Origin of the sequence: Pseudomonas alvandae, assembly GCF_019141525.1 — a bacterium.
GTDB classification, from domain to species: domain Bacteria; phylum Pseudomonadota; class Gammaproteobacteria; order Pseudomonadales; family Pseudomonadaceae; genus Aquipseudomonas; species Aquipseudomonas alvandae.
In genome coordinates, this window is sequence record NZ_CP077080.1 from 359,500 (window position 1) to 379,612 (window position 20,113).

The 20,113-nt window shown below is 56.9% G+C and carries 14 protein-coding genes, 2 tRNA genes and 2 rRNA genes; 8 read left to right on the forward strand and 10 right to left on the reverse strand.

What is annotated here, in order from left to right; genetic code table 11:
• Position 1: 1 nt before the first annotated feature.
• Together trpB and trpA are read left to right on the forward strand one after the other, a co-directional pair.
• Positions 2-1,234 carry a tryptophan synthase subunit beta gene (trpB, locus tag KSS97_RS01625; protein WP_198798163.1) on the forward strand — a complete coding sequence of 411 codons (1,233 nt, stop codon included), beginning with the start codon at positions 2-4 and terminating at the stop codon, positions 1,232-1,234.
• The gene (trpA, locus tag KSS97_RS01630) at positions 1,234-2,046 is read left to right on the forward strand and encodes a tryptophan synthase subunit alpha (RefSeq protein WP_217860856.1); all 813 of its coding nucleotides are present in this window, start codon (positions 1,234-1,236) and stop codon (positions 2,044-2,046) included. The genes trpB and trpA overlap by 1 nt, the downstream gene beginning before the upstream one ends.
• A gap of 83 nt (positions 2,047-2,129) precedes the next feature.
• Here the strand turns inward: trpA and KSS97_RS01635 are convergent, their stop codons facing one another.
• From KSS97_RS01635 to KSS97_RS01680, 10 genes are all read right to left on the reverse strand, one after another.
• A complete protein-coding gene (locus KSS97_RS01635) occupies positions 2,130-4,091 on the reverse strand; it encodes a DUF7844 domain-containing protein (protein ID WP_217860858.1) in 1,962 nt (653 codons plus the stop codon).
• Positions 4,088-4,408 (reverse strand): DUF2388 domain-containing protein, encoded by a 321-nt coding sequence (locus KSS97_RS01640; RefSeq protein WP_003187020.1) that lies wholly within the window; start codon positions 4,406-4,408, stop codon positions 4,088-4,090. The genes KSS97_RS01635 and KSS97_RS01640 overlap by 4 nt, the downstream gene beginning before the upstream one ends.
• Positions 4,409-4,434: 26 nt before the next feature.
• Positions 4,435-4,740 carry a DUF2388 domain-containing protein gene (locus tag KSS97_RS01645; RefSeq protein WP_030139187.1) on the reverse strand — a complete coding sequence of 102 codons (306 nt, stop codon included), beginning with the start codon at positions 4,738-4,740 and terminating at the stop codon, positions 4,435-4,437.
• A gap of 106 nt (positions 4,741-4,846) precedes the next feature.
• Complete coding sequence (locus KSS97_RS01650) at positions 4,847-5,164, reverse strand: DUF2388 domain-containing protein (protein ID WP_198798161.1); 318 nt, start codon at positions 5,162-5,164, stop codon at positions 4,847-4,849.
• A gap of 320 nt (positions 5,165-5,484) precedes the next feature.
• Entirely contained in the window at positions 5,485-5,700 is a 216-nt protein-coding gene (locus KSS97_RS01655; protein WP_003187014.1) for a DUF1127 domain-containing protein, read from the reverse strand.
• Positions 5,701-6,019: 319 nt separating this feature from the next.
• Positions 6,020-7,513 (reverse strand): succinyl-CoA:acetate CoA-transferase ScpC, encoded by a 1,494-nt coding sequence (gene scpC, locus KSS97_RS01660; RefSeq protein ID WP_217860860.1) that lies wholly within the window; start codon positions 7,511-7,513, stop codon positions 6,020-6,022.
• Positions 7,514-7,712: 199 nt separating this feature from the next.
• Positions 7,713-9,149, reverse strand: coding sequence for an NAD(P)(+) transhydrogenase (Re/Si-specific) subunit beta (locus KSS97_RS01665; RefSeq protein ID WP_030139190.1), 1,437 nt, complete (start codon positions 9,147-9,149; stop codon positions 7,713-7,715).
• Positions 9,149-9,472, reverse strand: coding sequence for an NAD(P) transhydrogenase subunit alpha part 2 (locus KSS97_RS01670; RefSeq protein WP_003187010.1), 324 nt, complete (start codon positions 9,470-9,472; stop codon positions 9,149-9,151). Before KSS97_RS01670 ends, KSS97_RS01665 begins: the two co-directional genes overlap by 1 nt.
• Positions 9,473-9,487: 15 nt before the next feature.
• The gene (locus tag KSS97_RS01675; protein WP_030139191.1) at positions 9,488-10,609 is read right to left on the reverse strand and encodes a Re/Si-specific NAD(P)(+) transhydrogenase subunit alpha; all 1,122 of its coding nucleotides are present in this window, start codon (positions 10,607-10,609) and stop codon (positions 9,488-9,490) included.
• A 434-nt stretch (positions 10,610-11,043) separates the two neighbouring features.
• Positions 11,044-11,940, reverse strand: coding sequence for a LysR family transcriptional regulator (locus KSS97_RS01680; protein WP_217860862.1), 897 nt, complete (start codon positions 11,938-11,940; stop codon positions 11,044-11,046).
• Between the two features lie 158 nt (positions 11,941-12,098).
• Here KSS97_RS01680 and KSS97_RS01685 point away from each other — a divergent pair, with 158 nt between their 5' ends.
• The 6 genes from KSS97_RS01685 to KSS97_RS01710 all read left to right on the forward strand — a co-directional run bounded on the left by KSS97_RS01685 (position 12,099) and on the right by KSS97_RS01710 (position 20,111).
• Complete coding sequence (locus tag KSS97_RS01685; protein WP_014335919.1) at positions 12,099-13,280, forward strand: acyl-CoA dehydrogenase; 1,182 nt, start codon at positions 12,099-12,101, stop codon at positions 13,278-13,280.
• 13 nt (positions 13,281-13,293) lie between these two features.
• Positions 13,294-14,514, forward strand: coding sequence for a CaiB/BaiF CoA transferase family protein (locus tag KSS97_RS01690; RefSeq protein ID WP_198798157.1), 1,221 nt, complete (start codon positions 13,294-13,296; stop codon positions 14,512-14,514).
• A 640-nt stretch (positions 14,515-15,154) separates the two neighbouring features.
• Positions 15,155-16,691: ribosomal RNA gene (locus KSS97_RS01695) — 16S ribosomal RNA — on the forward strand.
• Positions 16,692-16,814: 123 nt separating this feature from the next.
• Positions 16,815-16,891: transfer RNA gene (locus KSS97_RS01700), tRNA-Ile, on the forward strand.
• 10 nt (positions 16,892-16,901) lie between these two features.
• A tRNA-Ala gene (locus KSS97_RS01705) sits at positions 16,902-16,977 on the forward strand.
• Positions 16,978-17,219: 242 nt separating this feature from the next.
• Positions 17,220-20,111: ribosomal RNA gene (locus tag KSS97_RS01710) — 23S ribosomal RNA — on the forward strand.
• The 16S and 23S rRNA genes sit together here with 2 tRNA genes alongside, the layout of an rRNA operon.
• The last annotated feature ends 2 nt before the right edge of the window (positions 20,112-20,113 follow it).

Below are 20,113 nucleotides of genomic sequence, written 5' to 3' on the forward strand. Positions count from 1 at the left end.
GATGACCCAGCCTACGACCCCCTTCAACCTGCGCAGCGGTCCTGATGCCAACGGCCTGTTTGGCGCGTTCGGCGGCCGCTATGTCGCGGAAACGCTGATGCCGCTGATCCTTGATCTGGCCCGTGAATACGAAGTGGCGAAGGAAGATCCTGCGTTCATTGAGGAATTGGCCTACTTCCAACGGGATTATGTCGGTCGTCCCAGCCCGCTGTATTTCGCCGAGCGCCTGACTGAATACTGTGGCGGCGCAAAAATCTATCTCAAGCGCGAAGAGCTGAACCACACCGGCGCGCACAAGATCAACAACTGCATCGGCCAGATCCTGCTGGCGCGGCGCATGGGCAAGAAACGCATCATCGCCGAGACCGGCGCCGGCATGCACGGGGTGGCGACAGCCACTGTGGCGGCTCGTTTCGGCCTGGACTGCGTTATCTACATGGGCACCACCGACATCGAACGCCAGCAGGCCAACGTGTTTCGCATGAAGCTGCTCGGTGCCGAGGTCATCCCGGTGGTCGCCGGTACCGGTACCCTCAAGGATGCGATGAACGAAGCGCTGCGCGACTGGGTGACGAACGTCGACAGTACGTTCTACCTGATCGGCACCGTGGCCGGGCCGCACCCTTATCCAGCGATGGTCCGCGATTTCCAAGCCGTGATCGGCAAGGAAACCCGCGATCAGTTGCAAGCCCAGGAAGGTCGCCTGCCGGACAGCCTGGTGGCGTGCATCGGTGGCGGCTCCAACGCCATGGGCCTGTTCCATCCGTTCCTGGATGACAAGAGCGTCGATATCATTGGCGTCGAAGCGGCGGGCTACGGCATCGAGACCGGCAAGCACGCGGCGAGCCTGAACGGCGGCGTCCCAGGCGTATTGCACGGTAACCGTACCTTCCTGTTGCAGGATGAAGACGGCCAGATCATCGACGCTCATTCGATCTCCGCCGGCCTCGATTACCCCGGCATCGGCCCTGAACACGCGTGGTTGCATGACATTGGCCGCGTCCAATACACCTCGGTCACCGACGCGGAAGCGTTGGAAGCGTTCCATAAATGCTGCCGCCTGGAAGGGATTATTCCTGCCCTGGAAAGCGCCCATGCCTTGGCCGAAGTGTTCAAGCGCGCGCCGAACCTGCCCAAGGAGCACCTGATGGTGGTCAACCTGTCCGGCCGTGGTGACAAAGACATGCAAACCGTGATGCACCACATGGAACAGTCCCAGCAGGAGAAACACTGATGAGCCGCCTGCAAACCCGTTTTGCCGAACTCAAGGAACAGAACCGTGCCGCCCTGGTGACGTTTGTCACGGCTGGCGATCCGGACTACGACACCTCGCTGGCGATCCTCAAGGGCTTGCCTGGCGCAGGCGCCGATGTCATCGAGTTGGGCATGCCATTCACTGATCCAATGGCCGACGGCCCAGCGATCCAGTTGGCGAACATCCGCGCCCTGGGAGCCCAGCAGAACCTGGCGAAAACCCTGCAGATGGTTCGTGAGTTCCGTAAGGACAATGCCGAGACGCCGCTGGTGCTGATGGGTTACTTCAACCCGATCCACCGTTATGGGGTGCAGCGTTTCATCGGCGAAGCGTTGGATTGCGGCGTTGATGGCCTGATCGTCGTGGACATGCCGCCTGAGCACAACAGCGAACTGTGCGAGCCGGCCCAGGCTGCTGGCCTGGACTTTATCCGCCTGACCACACCAACCACGGATGATGTGCGTCTGCCCACTGTGCTTAACGGCAGTTCCGGCTTCGTCTACTACGTGTCGGTAGCAGGTGTGACCGGCGCCGGCGCCGCGACGCTGGAACATGTGGAGGAAGCTGTTGCGCGTCTGCGTCGACATACCGATTTGCCGATCAGCATCGGTTTCGGTATCCGCACGTCGGAGCAGGCGGCGGCTATTGCGCGGTTGGCTGATGGGGTCGTGGTCGGCTCTGCGCTGATCGACCATATCGCCAGCGCCGATACGTCGGAACAGGCGATCGACGGGGTGCTGAGCTTATGTGCCGCTCTGGCTGATGGGGTGCGCAAGGCGCGTCTCGGCTGATATCCGATTCGGCTTTCAGCAACGAAAAAGGGGTTCGGAATTTGCTTCCGAGCCCCTTTTTTAATTGCTTGAAGATGCGGCGGTCAGGGCAACTCCAAGCCGCCTCCAGCCTTGTGCAGCTTGCGCAAATGTTCGCCGATTTCTTTCACATTGGCCTCGCTCGCGGCAATTTCAGCGGCGCGGCTCGGCTCAAGCAGGGCGCGGACTTCCTTGTCCAGGTCGCCGGTCAGCGTTTGAAGCTGTTTCTGGCGCAGGCTGCTTTCCGATTCCAGTCGCTGCCATTCGCTGGGCTGTGGCAAGCCATAGCCAGTGCTGCCCAGCAGTTCGGCCGGGCGGCTCAGGAAGCCGCTGTTGGCGAGGATCTGTTGCAATGTCGCGTTAGCCCTCTCCATGCCGCCGTTCTGAAGTTCACGGGCCCCGAGATAGCGCTGCTTGACTTCATCCTGGGCCAGCAGCAACTGTCGACGAAAGCTGGCCTGTTCCAGCAGGAGCAACGCAGCGCTGGTGCGCAGATCGGCTTGCTCGAACCAGACGCGGCGTTCGGCGGCGTCCAGCGCGAGCCAGTCTTCGACGGTTTGTTGCCGGATGGGTAGACGTTTTTTCAATACGTCGAACATGGCCTGGTAGCGCTCGCGGAACGAGTCGAAACGGTAACCCAGACGCAAGGCCTCCTTGGGATCGTCCAGCACACTTGTGTCGGCCAGGCCACGGCCCTTGAGCACTTCCAGCAAACCGTTGGGCATGATGCTGTCCAGGCCCTTGAGTTGTTCATTATTACTGCCGCTGCGCAGTAACTTCAGGCTCTCCACCGCGCAATTATTGGACAGGAAGTAATAGTTGCCGTCATAGCTCCAATGCATTTCAGCAGCATGCTCGACCGTTTCCTCGATCTCGACACGCGACAGCTTGAGGGGCACCGACGCCAGGCTGCGCAGTTCGGTCTTGGTGTACTCGTCGATCACCTGGGCCAACGGCAGTACGAACAGGCGCGACGGGTATTTTCCTACCAGTCCATCCCAACTCGACAGTTGCACGTCGCCTACGAAGGCGCGGTACGACAGCACCAGATGTTGGTCCAGATCCAATCGACAGTCCGGCCCGCGTGGGCGGCCCGGCGCGCAGATCACCAGCCGGAGCATGCTGTGGCCCCAACGGCTGACCCAGTTCTGGTTGGCTTCGGCCAATAGGTAGTCGATGGCATAGACGCGTTCCGGATCCACCTTGCCGAGAGGCGTCTTGGCGAAATCGTTGCCGGCGTTGAGAAACGCAAACGACTTGGCGCAGCTGTCCTTGGCGGCCGGCGCCCAACCGAAGTGCTCCTGGTAGTAGCGATACAGGGCGGGGCGCCGACAGGCATAGCTCGGGTCCAGGAGAAAGTACTCCATGTTGACCGCGACGAATTCCTTGGGGCTGCTCGTCTCGTAGAGGTCCGGGCTGCGGGCGACCTGGCGGTTGTGCTGTTCCCGTTCACCGCGCCGGCCGACATATTGCGGCCAGCCCGCGAGATCAAGCAGGCGCGGATCATCGCTGAGCGTGAAGCGACGGCCATTCTGGCCCCGGCATTCATCCGGGAGGCCGATCAATCCGGCACTGTCGTTGCGTCGGGTACAGCGTTGGATCAGCGCACGCTCGGCACTTGGCCATAGGCGCGAGCGGTCATAGATATGGGTCAATTCGTGCAGGACGGTGGCGAGCATTTCCCGCCGTACCGTGCCATGGGGACGCTGGGTCTTTTGCGTGGCAGCGCTGCCGTCGGTGAGGCTGTCCAGCAGGTTTCGGTTGAGATCCAGTTGCGACACCAGCGAAGCCTGGCCGTAGGCATTGGCGGGCATCTGGTCGGTCCAGCCGACGTCGATGCGCCGGTCCAGTCGCTCGATGAAGCGCGGCGGCAAGGCCTGCATGGCTTCATCGAGCAGCGCCTGGCTGGCCTGCTGTTGCGCCGGGCTCAGCCCGTCGCCATTGAGGTATAGCTGCAGGCCGGCCTGGGCATTGCTGCCCATGAGCAGCATGACTCCAGCCGTCAGCCAGGCGGCGAGCCGCCTCACAATGCGAGGATGGCTTCGGCGAGAACCTGGTCGCTGGCGTCACGGGCTTCCGGTACCCGGGTACGCAAAGTGTCGAAAGCGGCTTCGAGATGAGCACCACGAATTTCGCCGTTGCTGGCGACGAAGCTGGCCGCGTCGTCGTGGGCTTCTCGGACGATTTTCGAATCACGGATGGAAGTAGTGGTGTCGGATGTGAAATCGATCGTGCGCTGGGAGGCGCGAACAATGATGTTACTGGTGGCTACCAGGGTATGTGCCTGGGCCACATCGGCCAACACCAGCAGGCCTAGGGCGGCAGCAATCAGCGGGCTACGCATGGAACGACTCCGGAAAATGAAGATAACTATTGGACGAGAATTGCTTGTGCCAGTTCAAGGTCGCTGACGTGAAGTTTTGGTTGGGTCCGGCGCAGGTAATCCAGGGCCGACTCCAACTGCGCACTTCGCAACTGTCCGTCACTGGCCACAAATGCCGCAGCGTCATCGCGAGCGGCAGCGACCAGTTTATTGTCGAAGGGCGCGGAGGTCACCAGGCTCGTGGCATAACCGCTGGCGACCAATTGCTGGGTGGACACGTCGAAAGCATGGGCCGGGACAGTCCAGCAAGAAGCGACACAGAACGAGACGAACAAATGTTGGTAAAAACGCATGGGACTCGACGGTTGATGGCGAGCCTGAAGGCTAGCGCAAACCGGCGTGCCAGAGCCAGCGTTGAAACATCGGAGCACCTTTTGGCGCCCGATGTTTCATGTTCCATCAGATGACCAGGATGGCCTGGGCCAGCTGTGCATCGGTTGCGTTGAGCTGCGGTGCCTGCTGGCGGATGTAATCGAGGGCGCTTTCCAGCTTCACACCGCGAATCGCGCCGTTGCTGGCGACGAAGCTTGCCGCGTCATCTCGGGCGGCCTGGACGATTTTGTTGTCTCGCAGCGATGAGGTGGCATCGGAGGTTACGTCGGATGTGGCCTTGAGCGCACCTACGATGGAGTCAGTGGTGACGATAAAGCTGCTGGCATTGGAATGGGCGGCTACGGCCAACAGGGCAACTGCGCTGAGCAGGCGAAGACGGATCATGATGAGACTCCTTGGGTATGAGGGTGATGCAGGTGCATGTAGCTGAAAGGGGAGACTGGCTCGCTTCGCCACGTTCGCCTCGATATTAGGACAGAACACGGTTCGCTGGCAGCTTTGCAATGTCCTTTAGCGTGCGGCGCTTCAGCGTCAAGCGCTTACTTGGAACTGTACTGGTCGATTTTAAAAATATAAAAACTGTTGCTGTCTTGTAAATCAGGACCCTGAAACGACAAGACCCGTCGTGGTTTCCCACGACGGGTCTTGTTTGTTCAATTCAGTGCTGGCGGTGGACCCGGTGGGTCAGGGCCAGCGACGCTGAGTTAGCGCCAGAACGGCTTGCTCAGCTCTTCGTAGCGTTGTGCTTCGCTGATACCGGCATCAGCCAGCAGGCGCGAATCCAAACGAGCCAGTTGGTGACGGCTGGCAATGCGGCGCTGCCACAACATCAGGTTGGCAATAACGCGAAGAGGCAGGGAAGCCTGGTTTTTTTCAGCTTTGTCTTCGAAAAACAGCTCGGAACTGAGTGTACGTTCCATGGTTGACATCCTTCCGCTTGTGGCGGGATTAGGTAGTGGTTTGACTGGTGCCCATGATCCTCCCGTTTGGCCAGTCTCTCTAGATACAGTTCACTTGTATTGTGAGAGACCAGTTAACTGTTAAAGAGCGGTGTACTGGTCGATATTGAGGCAACTGTACCTGTGCGCGCTATATTGGTGCGTTTTTACGCTTGAGCGGGTGTTTTGTAGGAAAAGACTGTAAGAAAACACCGGTACAGCAGTACAGTTTTCTCCAGTTACAGCTCGGATGACAGCGAGCAAGCAAAACTGTATTCATGACTGCACTGATCCAGCTGTATCAGACAGCCAACATGCGCCCCGTCTCCTCAAGGTTCAGGTGCCAGCTCAGTGCATCACGCAGGATATGCGGGGTATGCCCACCCAAGGCACACGCGGCTTCGAAATAGTCATTCAACGCTTGGCGGTAGGCTGGGTGCACGCAATTGTCGATGACCACTCGGGCCCGCTCCCTTGGCGCCAGGCCCCGCAGGTCGGCCAGGCCGATTTCGGTCACCAGGATGTCGACGTCATGCTCGGTATGGTCCACGTGGCTGACCATCGGCACGACACTGGAGATGGCGCCTCCCTTTGCAATCGACTTGGTGACAAAAATGGCCAGGTGGGCATTACGGGCGAAATCACCCGAGCCGCCGATACCGTTCATCATCCGTGTGCCGCACACATGGGTAGAGTTGACGTTGCCATACAGGTCGAACTCCAGCGCGGTGTTGATGCCAATGATGCCGAGGCGGCGCACGACCTCAGGATGGTTGGATATTTCCTGCGGCCGCAGGACCAATTTGTCCTTGTACCTTTCCAGATTTCCGAACACGTCCGCGTTGCGTCGAGCCGACAGGGTGATGGAGCTGCCAGAAGCGAAACTCAGTTTGCCGGCATCGATCAGGTCGAACGTGGAGTCCTGCAATACCTCGGAGTACATGGTCAAGTCTTCGAACGGGGAGTCGATCAACCCACACATCACGGCGTTGGCGATATTACCGATACCTGCCTGCAGGGGGCCGAGCTTGTTGGTCATGCGTCCGGCCGCGACTTCCTGTTTGAAGAAGCCGATCAGGTGGTTGGCAATCGCCTGGGTGTCATCATCCGGAGGCAATACGGTCGAAGGGGAATCTGCCTGCTGGGTTATGACAATTGCTGCGATTTTTTCCGGAGGAATCGGGATGGCAGTGCTGCCGATTCGGTCGTCGACCTTTACCAGGGGAATCGGCAAGCGAGTCGGACGGTAGCTCGGTATATAGATGTCGTGCAGGCCTTCCAGGTTAGGGTTGTGGGCCAGGTTGATCTCGACAATTACTTGCCGGGCGAAAATCGCGAAGCTCGCCGAATTGCCTACCGATGTGGTTGGCACAATATGGCCTTGTTCAGTGATGGCCACGGCTTCGATCACGGCGATGTCCGGCAGCTTGAGCTGGGCGTTGCGCATCTGTTCAACGGTTTCTGAAAGATGCTGGTCAATGAACATCACCTCGCCGGCATTGATGGCCTTGCGCAGGGTACTGTCCACCTGGAAGGGCATGCGCCGCGCCAACACACCCGCTTCGGTGAGCTCCTTATCGAGATCGTTGCCCAGGCTTGCGCCGGTCATCAGGCTTATTTTCAGCGGAGTGACCTTCGCGCGTTCAGCCAGTGCATGAGGCACTGCCTTCGCTTCTCCGGCGCGGGTAAAGCCGCTCATGCCGACGGTCATGCCGTCTTCAATCAGCAAGGCTGCTTCGGCAGCGCTCATCACTTTATTCAACAACGAAGGCAGGCGGATGCGATCACGGTACATGGATGGTTATCTCGGGCAAGAAGCTGGATGCGCAGTCTAGAGAATTCGCGTCGAGCCCGACCCGCTACAAAAGTCGCATTTAAGGCGTCTATTACGGGCGTTTCAGGCAAAACATTGTTACCGGATCGGTAATGTTTTGCCTTGATACAAATCAAAACGCCCCGACAAGTCGGGGCGTTTTGATAAAAACCACAGTAACTTATTCCACGGCTTTGACCATGTCTTCAATGACCTTCTTGGCGTCGCCGAAGACCATCATGGTCTTGTCGAGATAGAACAGCTCGTTATCCAGGCCGGCATAACCGCTGGCCATCGAGCGCTTGTTGACGATGATGGTCTTGGCCTTGAAGGCTTCGAGGATCGGCATGCCGGCAATCGGCGACTTCGGATCGTTCTTCGCCGCCGGGTTGACCACGTCGTTGGCGCCTAGGACGAGTACCACGTCGGCCTGGCCGAACTCGGAGTTGATGTCTTCCATCTCGAACACCTGGTCGTAAGGCACTTCGGCCTCGGCCAGCAGGACGTTCATGTGCCCGGGCATGCGACCGGCCACCGGGTGGATCGCGTATTTCACGGTCACGCCGTGGTGGGTCAGCTTCTCGGTCAACTCTTTCAACGCGTGCTGCGCCCGCGCTACCGCCAGCCCGTAGCCCGGCACGATGATCACCGTGTCGGCGTTGGTCAGCAGGAAGGTCGCATCGTCAGCCGAACCGGATTTCACCGGGCGGGCTTCCTTCGAGCCTGCCGGGCCAGCCGCATCGGCGGTGTTGCCGAAGCCACCGAGCAACACGTTGAAGAACGAGCGGTTCATCGCCTTGCACATGATGTACGAGAGGATCGCGCCGCTCGAACCCACCAACGAACCGGCAATGATCAGCATCGAGTTGTTCAGCGAGAAGCCGATACCCGCCGCGGCCCAGCCGGAGTAGCTGTTGAGCATCGACACCACCACCGGCATGTCCGCACCGCCGATCGGGATGATGATCAGCACACCCAGGACAAACGCCAGGGCCAGCATCAAGGCGAACGCGCCGAGGTTGCCGGTGAACATGAAGGTCAGGCCCAGGCCCAGCGTTGCCAGGCCCAGGATCAGGTTGAGCTTGTGTTGGCCGCCAAACTGTACCGGTGCGCCCTGGAACAGGCGGAACTTGTATTTGCCCGAGAGCTTGCCAAAGGCGATCACCGAACCGGAGAAGGTAATTGCACCAATGGCGGCGCCGAGGAACAGCTCCAGGCGGTTGCCGGCCGGAATCGAGTCGCCGAGTTGTTTGACGATGCCCAGGGATTGCGGCTCGACAACAGCAGCGATAGCAATGAAGACGGCAGCCAGGCCGATCATGCTGTGCATGAAGGCGACCAGCTCCGGCATCTTGGTCATCTCTACGCGCTTGGCCATGATCGAGCCGGCGGTGCCGCCGATCAGCAGGCCGACAATGACGTAGCCGATGCCGGCGGTGGCTAGCTCGGCACCGAGCTTATAGATGAGGCCCACAGTGGTGAGCACCGCCAGCGCCATGCCGAGCATGCCGAACAGGTTGCCGCGGCGGGAGGTGGTCGGGTGCGAAAGGCCTTTGAGGGCCTGGATGAAGCAGATCGACGCGATCAGGTAGAGCGTCGTTACCAGGTTCATGCTCATTACTTGGGCGCCTCTTCTTTTACGGCTTTCGGGGCTTTTTTCTTGAACATCTCAAGCATGCGGCGCGTTACCAGGAAGCCACCGAACACGTTCACCGCGGCCAGGGCCACGGCGAGGGTGCCCATGGTCTTGCCCAGAGGCGTTACGGTCAGCGCGGCGGCGAGCATGGCGCCGACGATCACGATGGCCGAAATGGCGTTGGTCACCGCCATCAACGGCGTGTGCAGTGCGGGTGTTACGTTCCAGACCACGTGATAACCGACATAAATCGCCAGCACGAAGATGATCAGGTTGTAGATACCGGGGGAGATAAGCTCTTCCATTGTCTGAATCCCTGCTTAGGCGTTTTTGCGGATGACTTGGCCGTCGCGGCACATCAAGCACGCGGCGACGATGTCATCTTCCAGGTTCACGTCGAACTGACCTTCCTTGGTGAAGACCAGCTTCAGGAAGTCCAGCAGGTTACGGGCGTACAGCGCCGAAGCATCGGCCGCGACTTCGCCGGCCAGGTTGGTCGGGCCGACGATGGTGACGCCGTTCTCGACAACCACTTGATCAGCCAGGGTCAACGGGCAGTTGCCACCCTGGGCCGCTGCGAGGTCGATGACCACAGAGCCGGGTTTCATCTGCGCGACGGTTTCAGCACTTAGCAGCGTCGGTGCCTTGCGGCCTGGAATCAACGCGGTGGTGATAACAATGTCAGCCTGCTTGGCGCGCTCGTGCACAGCCTGGGCCTGACGTTGCATCCAACTGGCCGGCATGGGCCGGGCGTAGCCACCGACACCGACAGCGCATTCACGCTCTTCGTCAGTCTCGTAAGGCACGTCGACGAACTTGGCGCCGAGGGATTCGATCTGTTCCTTCACCGCAGGACGAACGTCCGAAGCCTCGATCACTGCACCCAGGCGCTTGGCTGTGGCAATCGCCTGCAAACCCGCCACACCCGCGCCAAGAATCAGCACGCGCGCCGCTTTTACGGTGCCCGCAGCGGTCATCAGCATTGGCATGAAGCGCGGATAGTAATGCGCGGCCAGCAGCACGGCCTTGTAGCCGGCAATGTTCGCTTGAGACGACAGCACATCCAGGCTCTGGGCGCGGGAGGTACGTGGCGCAGCCTCAAGGGCGAAAGCGGTGATGCCACGTTCGGCCAGCTTGGAGATGGTTTCGTTGTTGAACGGATTGAGCATGCCCACCAGCACGGTGCCGCTCTTGATCAGCGTCAGCTCGCTGTCGCTCGGGGCAACCACCTTGAGGATCAGTTCGGCGCCGAATGCATCACTGGCGCTGCCAATGGTTGCACCCACCGCCTCATAGGCACTGTCGATAACGCTGGCCTTGATACCTGCGCCGCTTTGGACGGTGACTTTATGGCCTTGGCCGATCAATTTCTTGATGGTTTCCGGGGTAGCAGCAACCCGTGTTTCACCCGGTTGGGTTTCGAGGGGAACACCAATGTGCACGTCAAATCTCCTGCGTGATCTTATTGAGTAAACCCAGGCACTTCGGATGGCGCGGCTGGGGCGGCCGATCAGCACGATCCCGCCAAACCAGGCGGGGCGCGGCATTTTGCAGGCGAAAATTCAGCCCTTCAAGGGATTATGACGGGTGACGGAAAATTAACTACAAGTCACCCTGTGACCGAATGTCGCAATTATCGGGCTTAACCCCTTGCAGGCCGTGCTTTCCAAGGATTCCGGTTCAATTTTGCAATTTTTCCCATCGGCCAGATGAATAAGCCCTGATGCGCTGTGCGATATGGCTCAAAGCCATGTATTTCCACGCTTTGGAGACTACTGCACGCTCCCTGTAACAGATTGACTGAATGCGACATAAACTTATATCTGTAGCGTTCTCTGTTAGTTGACTACCTAAATTCGATTTAAAATTCTCATTATTAATCAATGAGATAGTTGTTTGCCTGTTTCACGAGCCAATCACGAAAAGCTCGAAGAGAGGCGGATTCGACCTTTCGCTCCGGAATCATCAGGTAGTAGGCCTTGATGCTCGACAGCCCATTGCGATTGGCCACGACCAGCCGTTTTTCTGCCAACTCCCGCTGAATCAGGAAGGGTGGAATCAGCGCAATGCCCATGTCGTGCATGGCTGCCTGGGCGAGCATGGAGAATAGTTCATAACGCGGACCTGTCAGGTCTCGCGCAATGTTCAGGTTCTGGGCGTTGAACCATTGGCGCCACGCATACGGGCGCGTGGTCTGCTGGAGCAGGGGCAGTTCGGCAACGGCCTCGGGTGTCAGATTTTTCCTCCCGGCCAGTAAGGTGGGGCTGCATACCGGCATCGGATTTTCCCCCATCAGCTTGTGGGACTCGGTGCCGGACCAGTCCGCATCGCCAAAATAGATAGCGGCGTCAAACTCCGTGTCGGCAAATAAAAAGGGTCGCGTGCGGTTGGTCAGGTTGACGGTGACTTCCGGGTGCTGCTGTTGGAAGTCCTTGAGGCGTGGTAGCAGCCATTGGGTGCCGAAAGTCGGAACCACTGCTAGCTCGATCACGTTCGCGCCGGTGTGCCCCATCACGGAAAGTGTGTCGCGCTCGACGGCATCCAGTTGGGTGGCAACCCGGCGGCTGTAGGAAAGACCCGCTTCGGTCAGTTTGACCCCACGGCGCGAGCGTCGGAAAAGCTCGACGCTGAGGAAATCCTCCAGGCTGGCGATCTGTCGGCATATAGCGCCTTGCGTGAGGGAAAGCTCCTGTGCCGCCTTGGTGAAGCTTTCATGGCGTGCGGCAGCCTCGAAACTGACCAAGGCGGCGGTACTGGGGATTTTGCGGCGCATGTACGTAAGCCTCACTCAATAGCTGCTTAAACAGGGTTTATGGCGTTTACGGAGTGAGAAATTAGCACAGCATAGTGCGTAATCCTCGTTTGCCCTTGTAGGAAACCGCGCCTAGGATTCAATCCACGATTTTCAAATTCATTGGCGAGGACTTTTTCATGGCCGGCAAAGCGAGCTTCAACTGGATCGATCCACTGTTGCTGGATCAACAGCTCACCGAAGAAGAGCGCATGATTCGCGACACTGCCGAGCAGTTCGCCCAGCAGAAGCTCGCGCCGCGGGTATTGGAAGCGTTCCGTCATGAGAAGACCGACCCGGCGATTTTCCGTGAGATGGGGGAGGTAGGCCTTCTGGGAGCAACCATTCCCGAGCAATACGGCGGCAGTGGGCTGAACTATGTGAGCTACGGTCTGATCGCTCGCGAAGTGGAGCGCGTCGATTCCGGCTATCGCTCGATGATGAGCGTGCAGTCCTCGCTGGTCATGGTGCCGATCAATGAATTCGGGACCGAGGCGCAAAAGCAGAAGTATTTGCCGAAGCTGGCGTCGGGTGAATGGATCGGCTGCTTTGGTCTGACCGAGCCTAACCATGGTTCGGACCCAGGCGCGATGATCACTCGTGCACGTAAAGTGGAAGGTGGCTACAGCCTGACGGGCAGCAAGATGTGGATCACCAACAGTCCTATCGCTGATGTATTCGTGGTCTGGGGCAAAGATGACGCTGGCGATATTCGCGGTTTCGTTCTTGAGAAAGGCTGGAAGGGCCTGAGCGCGCCGGCTATTCATGGCAAGGTCGGGCTGCGCGCCTCGATCACCGGCGAAATCGTCATGGACAATGTATTCGTTCCAGAAGAAAACATTTTTCCGGATGTCCGTGGCCTGAAGGGGCCGTTTACTTGCCTGAACTCGGCCCGCTACGGCATCTCCTGGGGGGCTTTGGGAGCCGCTGAGTTCTGCTGGCATACCGCTCGCCAATACACACTGGACCGCCAACAGTTCGGTCGGCCGCTCGCTGCGAATCAGTTGATCCAGAAAAAACTGGCGGATATGCAAACTGAAATCACGCTTGCCTTGCAGGGGTGCCTGCGCCTGGGTCGCATGAAAGATGAAGGCACCGCGGCGGTAGAGATCACTTCGATCATGAAGCGCAACTCCTGTGGCAAGTCGTTGGATATTGCGCGTATGGCGCGGGACATGTTGGGCGGTAATGGTATCTCCGATGAGTTCGGCATTGCTCGTCATCTGGTGAATCTGGAAGTCGTGAACACTTACGAAGGCACGCACGACGTGCATGCGCTGATCCTCGGGCGTGCGCAAACCGGTATCCAGGCGTTCTATTAATAGGAGAACGGTCATGGGCGCGCTTTCGCATCTGCGGGTATTGGATTTATCGAGGGTCCTGGCCGGGCCATGGGCTGGACAGATCCTGGCGGACCTGGGGGCTGACGTCATCAAGGTCGAGCGGCCTGGCAATGGTGACGATACGCGCGCCTGGGGGCCGCCCTTCCTGAAGGATGCCCGAGGCGAGAACACGACCGAAGCCGCTTATTATTTGTCGGCCAATCGCAACAAGCAGTCGGTGACTATTGATTTCACACGTCCAGAGGGTCAGCGGCTGGTGCGAGAGCTGGCAGCCAAGTCCGACATTCTGATCGAGAACTTCAAGGTGGGTGGTCTGGCTGCGTATGGCCTGGACTATGAATCGCTAAAGGTGATCAATCCACAATTGATCTACTGCTCAATCACTGGTTTTGGACAGACCGGGCCCTATGCCAAGCGCGCCGGGTATGACTTCATGATTCAGGGGCTGGGGGGCTTGATGAGCCTGACCGGTCGGCCAGAGGGGGATGAGGGCGCGGGGCCGGTGAAGGTTGGGGTCGCGCTGACGGATATCCTCACGGGTCTGTATTCAACCGCTGCCATTCTCGCGGCTCTGGCTCACCGCGATCATGCCGGCGGCGGACAGCACATCGACATGGCCTTGCTGGATGTTCAAGTGGCTTGTCTGGCTAACCAGGCTATGAATTACCTGACCACGGGAAATGCGCCGAAGCGGTTGGGCAATGCTCACCCGAACATCGTGCCTTACCAGGATTTTCCTACGGCTGATGGTGATTTCATCCTTACCGTGGGTAATGACGGACAGTTCCGAAAGTTCGCTGAGGTTGCCGGTCAACCTCAGTGGGCGTATGACCCGCGCTTTGCTACCAACAAGCTGCGGGTGGCGAATCGAGCGGTGTTGATTCCATTGATTCGCCAGGCGACGGTGTTCAAGACCACTGCCGAGTGGGTAGCTCAGTTGGAGCAGGCGGGCGTGCCGTGTGGGCCAATCAATGACCTTGCCCAGGTGTTTGCCGACCCTCAGGTTCAGGCGCGTGGGTTGGCGATGGAATTGCCACACCTGCTAGCCGGTAAAGTGCCGCAAGTGGCCAGCCCGATCAGGCTGTCCGATACGCCTGTGGAGTATCGCAATGCGCCCCCTTTATTAGGGGAACATACGCTTGAGGTGTTGCAGAGGGTGTTGGGGCTGGATGAAGCTACGGTGACAGCGCTCAGGGAAGCAGGGGTCCTTTGAGTCTTCCCTCTATATAGAAGAGGGATTCAAGGCGCGAAAGTGACGGGTTTGCCAGTGCTGCGCAACTTATTGATAGAAAAGCGAAATAAAGGGTTGACGGCAGATTCCAGGTGTCTATAATTCGCCCCACTTCCGGCGCAGTCGAAACGGAAAACTTCTTGAGTTTCAATGAGTTAAGTAGGTTTCGATAGGTCAGGCGCTTCAGTTCATCGAAGCGTTGAAGGAGTTGATAGAGCGGTGTTGTTTGGCTCTATTGGCGATTCGATCCTCTCGGTCGAAAGCGGTGAAAAATAGGTGTTGACAGCAGCGAACAACGCTGTAGAATTCGCCTCCCGCTAACGAGAGATCGAAAGCGCAAGTGGTTGAAGTTGTTAAGGATTTCCAAGCGAAACTTTGAAAACTTCTTAAAATAACCGCTTGACAGATACACGGGGCGCTGTAGAATGCGCGCCTCGGTTGAGACGAAAGGCTCAACCCGCCGCTCTTTAACAACTGAATCAAGCAATTCGTGTGGGTGCTTGTGGAGTCAGACTGCTAGTCAACAGATTATCAGCATCACAAGTTACTCCGCGAGAAATCAAAGATGTAACCAACGATTGCTGAGCCAAGTTTAGGGTTTTCTCAAAACCCAAAGATGTTTGAACTGAAGAGTTTGATCATGGCTCAGATTGAACGCTGGCGGCAGGCCTAACACATGCAAGTCGAGCGGTAGAGAGGTGCTTGCACCTCTTGAGAGCGGCGGACGGGTGAGTAATGCCTAGGAATCTGCCTGGTAGTGGGGGATAACGCTCGGAAACGGACGCTAATACCGCATACGTCCTACGGGAGAAAGCAGGGGACCTTCGGGCCTTGCGCTATCAGATGAGCCTAGGTCGGATTAGCTAGTTGGTGAGGTAATGGCTCACCAAGGCGACGATCCGTAACTGGTCTGAGAGGATGATCAGTCACACTGGAACTGAGACACGGTCCAGACTCCTACGGGAGGCAGCAGTGGGGAATATTGGACAATGGGCGAAAGCCTGATCCAGCCATGCCGCGTGTGTGAAGAAGGTCTTCGGATTGTAAAGCACTTTAAGTTGGGAGGAAGGGCATTAACCTAATACGTTAGTGTTTTGACGTTACCGACAGAATAAGCACCGGCTAACTCTGTGCCAGCAGCCGCGGTAATACAGAGGGTGCAAGCGTTAATCGGAATTACTGGGCGTAAAGCGCGCGTAGGTGGTTCGTTAAGTTGGATGTGAAATCCCCGGGCTCAACCTGGGAACTGCATTCAAAACTGTCGAGCTAGAGTATGGTAGAGGGTGGTGGAATTTCCTGTGTAGCGGTGAAATGCGTAGATATAGGAAGGAACACCAGTGGCGAAGGCGACCACCTGGACTGATACTGACACTGAGGTGCGAAAGCGTGGGGAGCAAACAGGATTAGATACCCTGGTAGTCCACGCCGTAAACGATGTCAACTAGCCGTTGGGAGCCTTGAGCTCTTAGTGGCGCAGCTAACGCATTAAGTTGACCGCCTGGGGAGTACGGCCGCAAGGTTAAAACTCAAATGAATTGACGGGGGCCCGCACAAGCGGTGGAGCATGTGGTTTAATTCGAAGCAACGCGAAGAACCTTACCAGGCCTTGACATCCAATGAACTTTCCAGAGATGGATTGGTGCCTTCGGGAACATTGAGACAGGTGCTGCATGGCTGTCGTCAGCTCGTGTCGTGAGATGTTGGGTTAAGTCCCGTAACGAGCGCAACCCTTGTCCTTAGTTACCAGCACGTTATGGTGGGCACTCTAAGGAGACTGCCGGTGACAAACCGGAGGAAGGTGGGGATGACGTCAAGTCATCATGGCCCTTACGGCCTGGGCTACACACGTGCTACAATGGTCGGTACAGAGGGTTGCCAAGCCGCGAGGTGGAGCTAATCCCACAAAACCGATCGTAGTCCGGATCGCAGTCTGCAACTCGACTGCGTGAAGTCGGAATCGCTAGTAATCGCGAATCAGAATGTCGCGGTGAATACGTTCCCGGGCCTTGTACACACCGCCCGTCACACCATGGGAGTGGGTTGCACCAGAAGTAGCTAGTCTAACCTTCGGGGGGACGGTTACCACGGTGTGATTCATGACTGGGGTGAAGTCGTAACAAGGTAGCCGTAGGGGAACCTGCGGCTGGATCACCTCCTTAATCGACGACCGCAGCTGCTTCATGAGCTCCCACACGAATTGCTTGATTCATTGAAGAAGACGATAGAAGCAGCTTTAAGCTCCAAGCTGATAGCTCAAAGCTAACAGTTACAAGCTCGAAATTGGGTCTGTAGCTCAGTTGGTTAGAGCGCACCCCTGATAAGGGTGAGGTCGGCAGTTCGAATCTGCCCAGACCCACCAATTTTGTTATGGGGCCATAGCTCAGCTGGGAGAGCGCCTGCCTTGCACGCAGGAGGTCAGCGGTTCGATCCCGCTTGGCTCCACCATAAACTGCTTCTGAAAGCTTAGAAATGAGCATTCCACCGAGACGGTGATGAATGTTGATTTCTAGTCTTTTGATTAGATCGTTCTTTAAAAATTTGGGTATGTGATAGAAAGATAGACTGAACGTTACTTTCACTGGTAACGGATCAGGCTAAGGTAAAATTTGTGAGTTCTCTTAGTTGAGAAATTCGAATTTTCGGCGAATGTCGTCTTCACAGTATAACCAGATTGCTTGGGGTTATATGGTCAAGTGAAGAAGCGCATACGGTGGATGCCTTGGCAGTCAGAGGCGATGAAAGACGTGGTAGCCTGCGAAAAGCTTCGGGGAGTCGGCAAACAGACTTTGATCCGGAGATGTCTGAATGGGGGAACCCAGCCATCATAAGATGGTTATCTTGTACTGAATACATAGGTGCAAGAAGCGAACCAGGGGAACTGAAACATCTAAGTACCCTGAGGAAAAGAAATCAACCGAGATTCCCTTAGTAGTGGCGAGCGAACGGGGACTAGCCCTTAAGCTTCTTTGATTTTAGCGGAACGCTCTGGAAAGTGCGGCCATAGTGGGTGATAGCCCTGTACGCGAAAGGATCTTAGAAGTGAAATCGAGTAGGACGGAGCACGAGAAACTTTGTCTGAATATGGGGGGACCATCCTCCAAGGCTAAATACTACTGACTGACCGATAGTGAACTAGTACCGTGAGGGAAAGGCGAAAAGAACCCCGGAGAGGGGAGTGAAATAGATCCTGAAACCGTATGCGTACAAGCAGTGGGAGCCCACTTTGTTGGGTGACTGCGTACCTTTTGTATAATGGGTCAGCGACTTATTTTCAGTGGCGAGCTTAACCGAATAGGGGAGGCGTAGCGAAAGCGAGTCTTAATAGGGCGTCTAGTCGCTGGGAATAGACCCGAAACCGGGCGATCTATCCATGGGCAGGTTGAAGGTTAGGTAACACTGACTGGAGGACCGAACCGACTACCGTTGAAAAGTTAGCGGATGACCTGTGGATCGGAGTGAAAGGCTAATCAAGCTCGGAGATAGCTGGTTCTCCTCGAAAGCTATTTAGGTAGCGCCTCATGTATCACTGTAGGGGGTAGAGCACTGTTTCGGCTAGGGGGTCATCCCGACTTACCAAACCGATGCAAACTCCGAATACCTACAAGTGCCGAGCATGGGAGACACACGGCGGGTGCTAACGTCCGTCGTGAAAAGGGAAACAACCCAGACCGTCAGCTAAGGTCCCAAAGTTATGGTTAAGTGGGAAACGATGTGGGAAGGCTTAGACAGCTAGGAGGTTGGCTTAGAAGCAGCCACCCTTTAAAGAAAGCGTAATAGCTCACTAGTCGAGTCGGCCTGCGCGGAAGATGTAACGGGGCTCAAACCATACACCGAAGCTACGGGTATCACGCAAGTGATGCGGTAGAGGAGCGTTCTGTAAGCCTGTGAAGGTGAGTTGAGAAGCTTGCTGGAGGTATCAGAAGTGCGAATGCTGACATGAGTAACGACAATGGGTGTGAAAAACACCCACGCCGAAAGACCAAGGTTTCCTGCGCAACGTTAATCGACGCAGGGTTAGTCGGTCCCTAAGGCGAGGCTGAAAAGCGTAGTCGATGGAAAACAGGTTAATATTCCTGTACTTCTGGTTATTGCGATGGAGGGACGGAGAAGGCTAGGCCAGCTTGGCGTTGGTTGTCCAAGTTTAAGGTGGTAGGCTGAAATCTTAGGTAAATCCGGGGTTTCAAGGCCGAGAGCTGATGACGAGTTACCCTTTGGGTGACGAAGTGGTTGATGCCATGCTTCCAAGAAAAGCTTCTAAGCTTCAGGTAACCAGGAACCGTACCCCAAACCGACACAGGTGGTTGGGTAGAGAATACCAAGGCGCTTGAGAGAACTCGGGTGAAGGAACTAGGCAAAATGGCACCGTAACTTCGGGAGAAGGTGCGCCGGTGAGGGTGAAGCACTTGCTGCGTAAGCCCACGCCGGTCGAAGATACCAGGCCGCTGCGACTGTTTATTAAAAACACAGCACTCTGCAAACACGAAAGTGGACGTATAGGGTGTGACGCCTGCCCGGTGCCGGAAGGTTAATTGATGGGGTTAGCTAACGCGAAGCTCTTGATCGAAGCCCCGGTAAACGGCGGCCGTAACTATAACGGTCCTAAGGTAGCGAAATTCCTTGTCGGGTAAGTTCCGACCTGCACGAATGGCGTAACGATGGCGGCGCTGTCTCCACCCGAGACTCAGTGAAATTGAAATCGCTGTGAAGATGCAGTGTATCCGCGGCTAGACGGAAAGACCCCGTGAACCTTTACTATAGCTTTGCACTGGACTTTGAATTTGCTTGTGTAGGATAGGTGGGAGGCTTTGAAGCGTGGACGCCAGTCTGCGTGGAGCCATCCTTGAAATACCACCCTGGCAACTTTGAGGTTCTAACTCAGGTCCGTTATCCGGATCGAGGACAGTGTATGGTGGGTAGTTTGACTGGGGCGGTCTCCTCCTAAAGAGTAACGGAGGAGTACGAAGGTGCGCTCAGACCGGTCGGAAATCGGTCGTAGAGTATAAAGGCAAAAGCGCGCTTGACTGCGAGACAGACACGTCGAGCAGGTACGAAAGTAGGTCTTAGTGATCCGGTGGTTCTGTATGGAAGGGCCATCGCTCAACGGATAAAAGGTACTCCGGGGATAACAGGCTGATACCGCCCAAGAGTTCATATCGACGGCGGTGTTTGGCACCTCGATGTCGGCTCATCACATCCTGGGGCTGAAGCCGGTCCCAAGGGTATGGCTGTTCGCCATTTAAAGTGGTACGCGAGCTGGGTTTAGAACGTCGTGAGACAGTTCGGTCCCTATCTGCCGTGGACGTTTGAGATTTGAGAGGGGCTGCTCCTAGTACGAGAGGACCGGAGTGGACGAACCTCTGGTGTTCCGGTTGTCACGCCAGTGGCATTGCCGGGTAGCTATGTTCGGAAAAGATAACCGCTGAAAGCATCTAAGCGGGAAACTTGCCTCAAGATGAGATCTCACTGGGACCTTGAGTCCCCTGAAGGGCCGTCGAAGACTACGACGTTGATAGGCAGGGTGTGTAAGCGCTGTGAGGCGTTGAGCTAACCTGTACTAATTGCCCGTGAGGCTTGACCATAT

Coding starts and splice junctions, on each gene's coding strand:
- KSS97_RS01685 (WP_014335919.1), top strand. CDS start 12,099: ATGGCCGGCAAAGCGAGCTTCAACTGGATCGATCCACTGTTGCTGGAT.
- KSS97_RS01665 (WP_030139190.1), bottom strand. CDS start 9,149: ATGAGCATGAACCTGGTAACGACGCTCTACCTGATCGCGTCGATCTGC.
- KSS97_RS01680 (WP_217860862.1), bottom strand. CDS start 11,940: ATGCGCCGCAAAATCCCCAGTACCGCCGCCTTGGTCAGTTTCGAGGCT.
- KSS97_RS01690 (WP_198798157.1), top strand. CDS start 13,294: ATGGGCGCGCTTTCGCATCTGCGGGTATTGGATTTATCGAGGGTCCTG.
- scpC (WP_217860860.1), bottom strand. CDS start 7,513: ATGTACCGTGATCGCATCCGCCTGCCTTCGTTGTTGAATAAAGTGATG.
- KSS97_RS01650 (WP_198798161.1), bottom strand. CDS start 5,164: ATGATCCGTCTTCGCCTGCTCAGCGCAGTTGCCCTGTTGGCCGTAGCC.
- KSS97_RS01645 (WP_030139187.1), bottom strand. CDS start 4,740: ATGCGTTTTTACCAACATTTGTTCGTCTCGTTCTGTGTCGCTTCTTGC.
- trpA (WP_217860856.1), top strand. CDS start 1,234: ATGAGCCGCCTGCAAACCCGTTTTGCCGAACTCAAGGAACAGAACCGT.
- KSS97_RS01640 (WP_003187020.1), bottom strand. CDS start 4,408: ATGCGTAGCCCGCTGATTGCTGCCGCCCTAGGCCTGCTGGTGTTGGCC.
- trpB (WP_198798163.1), top strand. CDS start 2: ATGACCCAGCCTACGACCCCCTTCAACCTGCGCAGCGGTCCTGATGCC.
- KSS97_RS01655 (WP_003187014.1), bottom strand. CDS start 5,700: ATGGAACGTACACTCAGTTCCGAGCTGTTTTTCGAAGACAAAGCTGAA.
- KSS97_RS01670 (WP_003187010.1), bottom strand. CDS start 9,472: ATGGAAGAGCTTATCTCCCCCGGTATCTACAACCTGATCATCTTCGTG.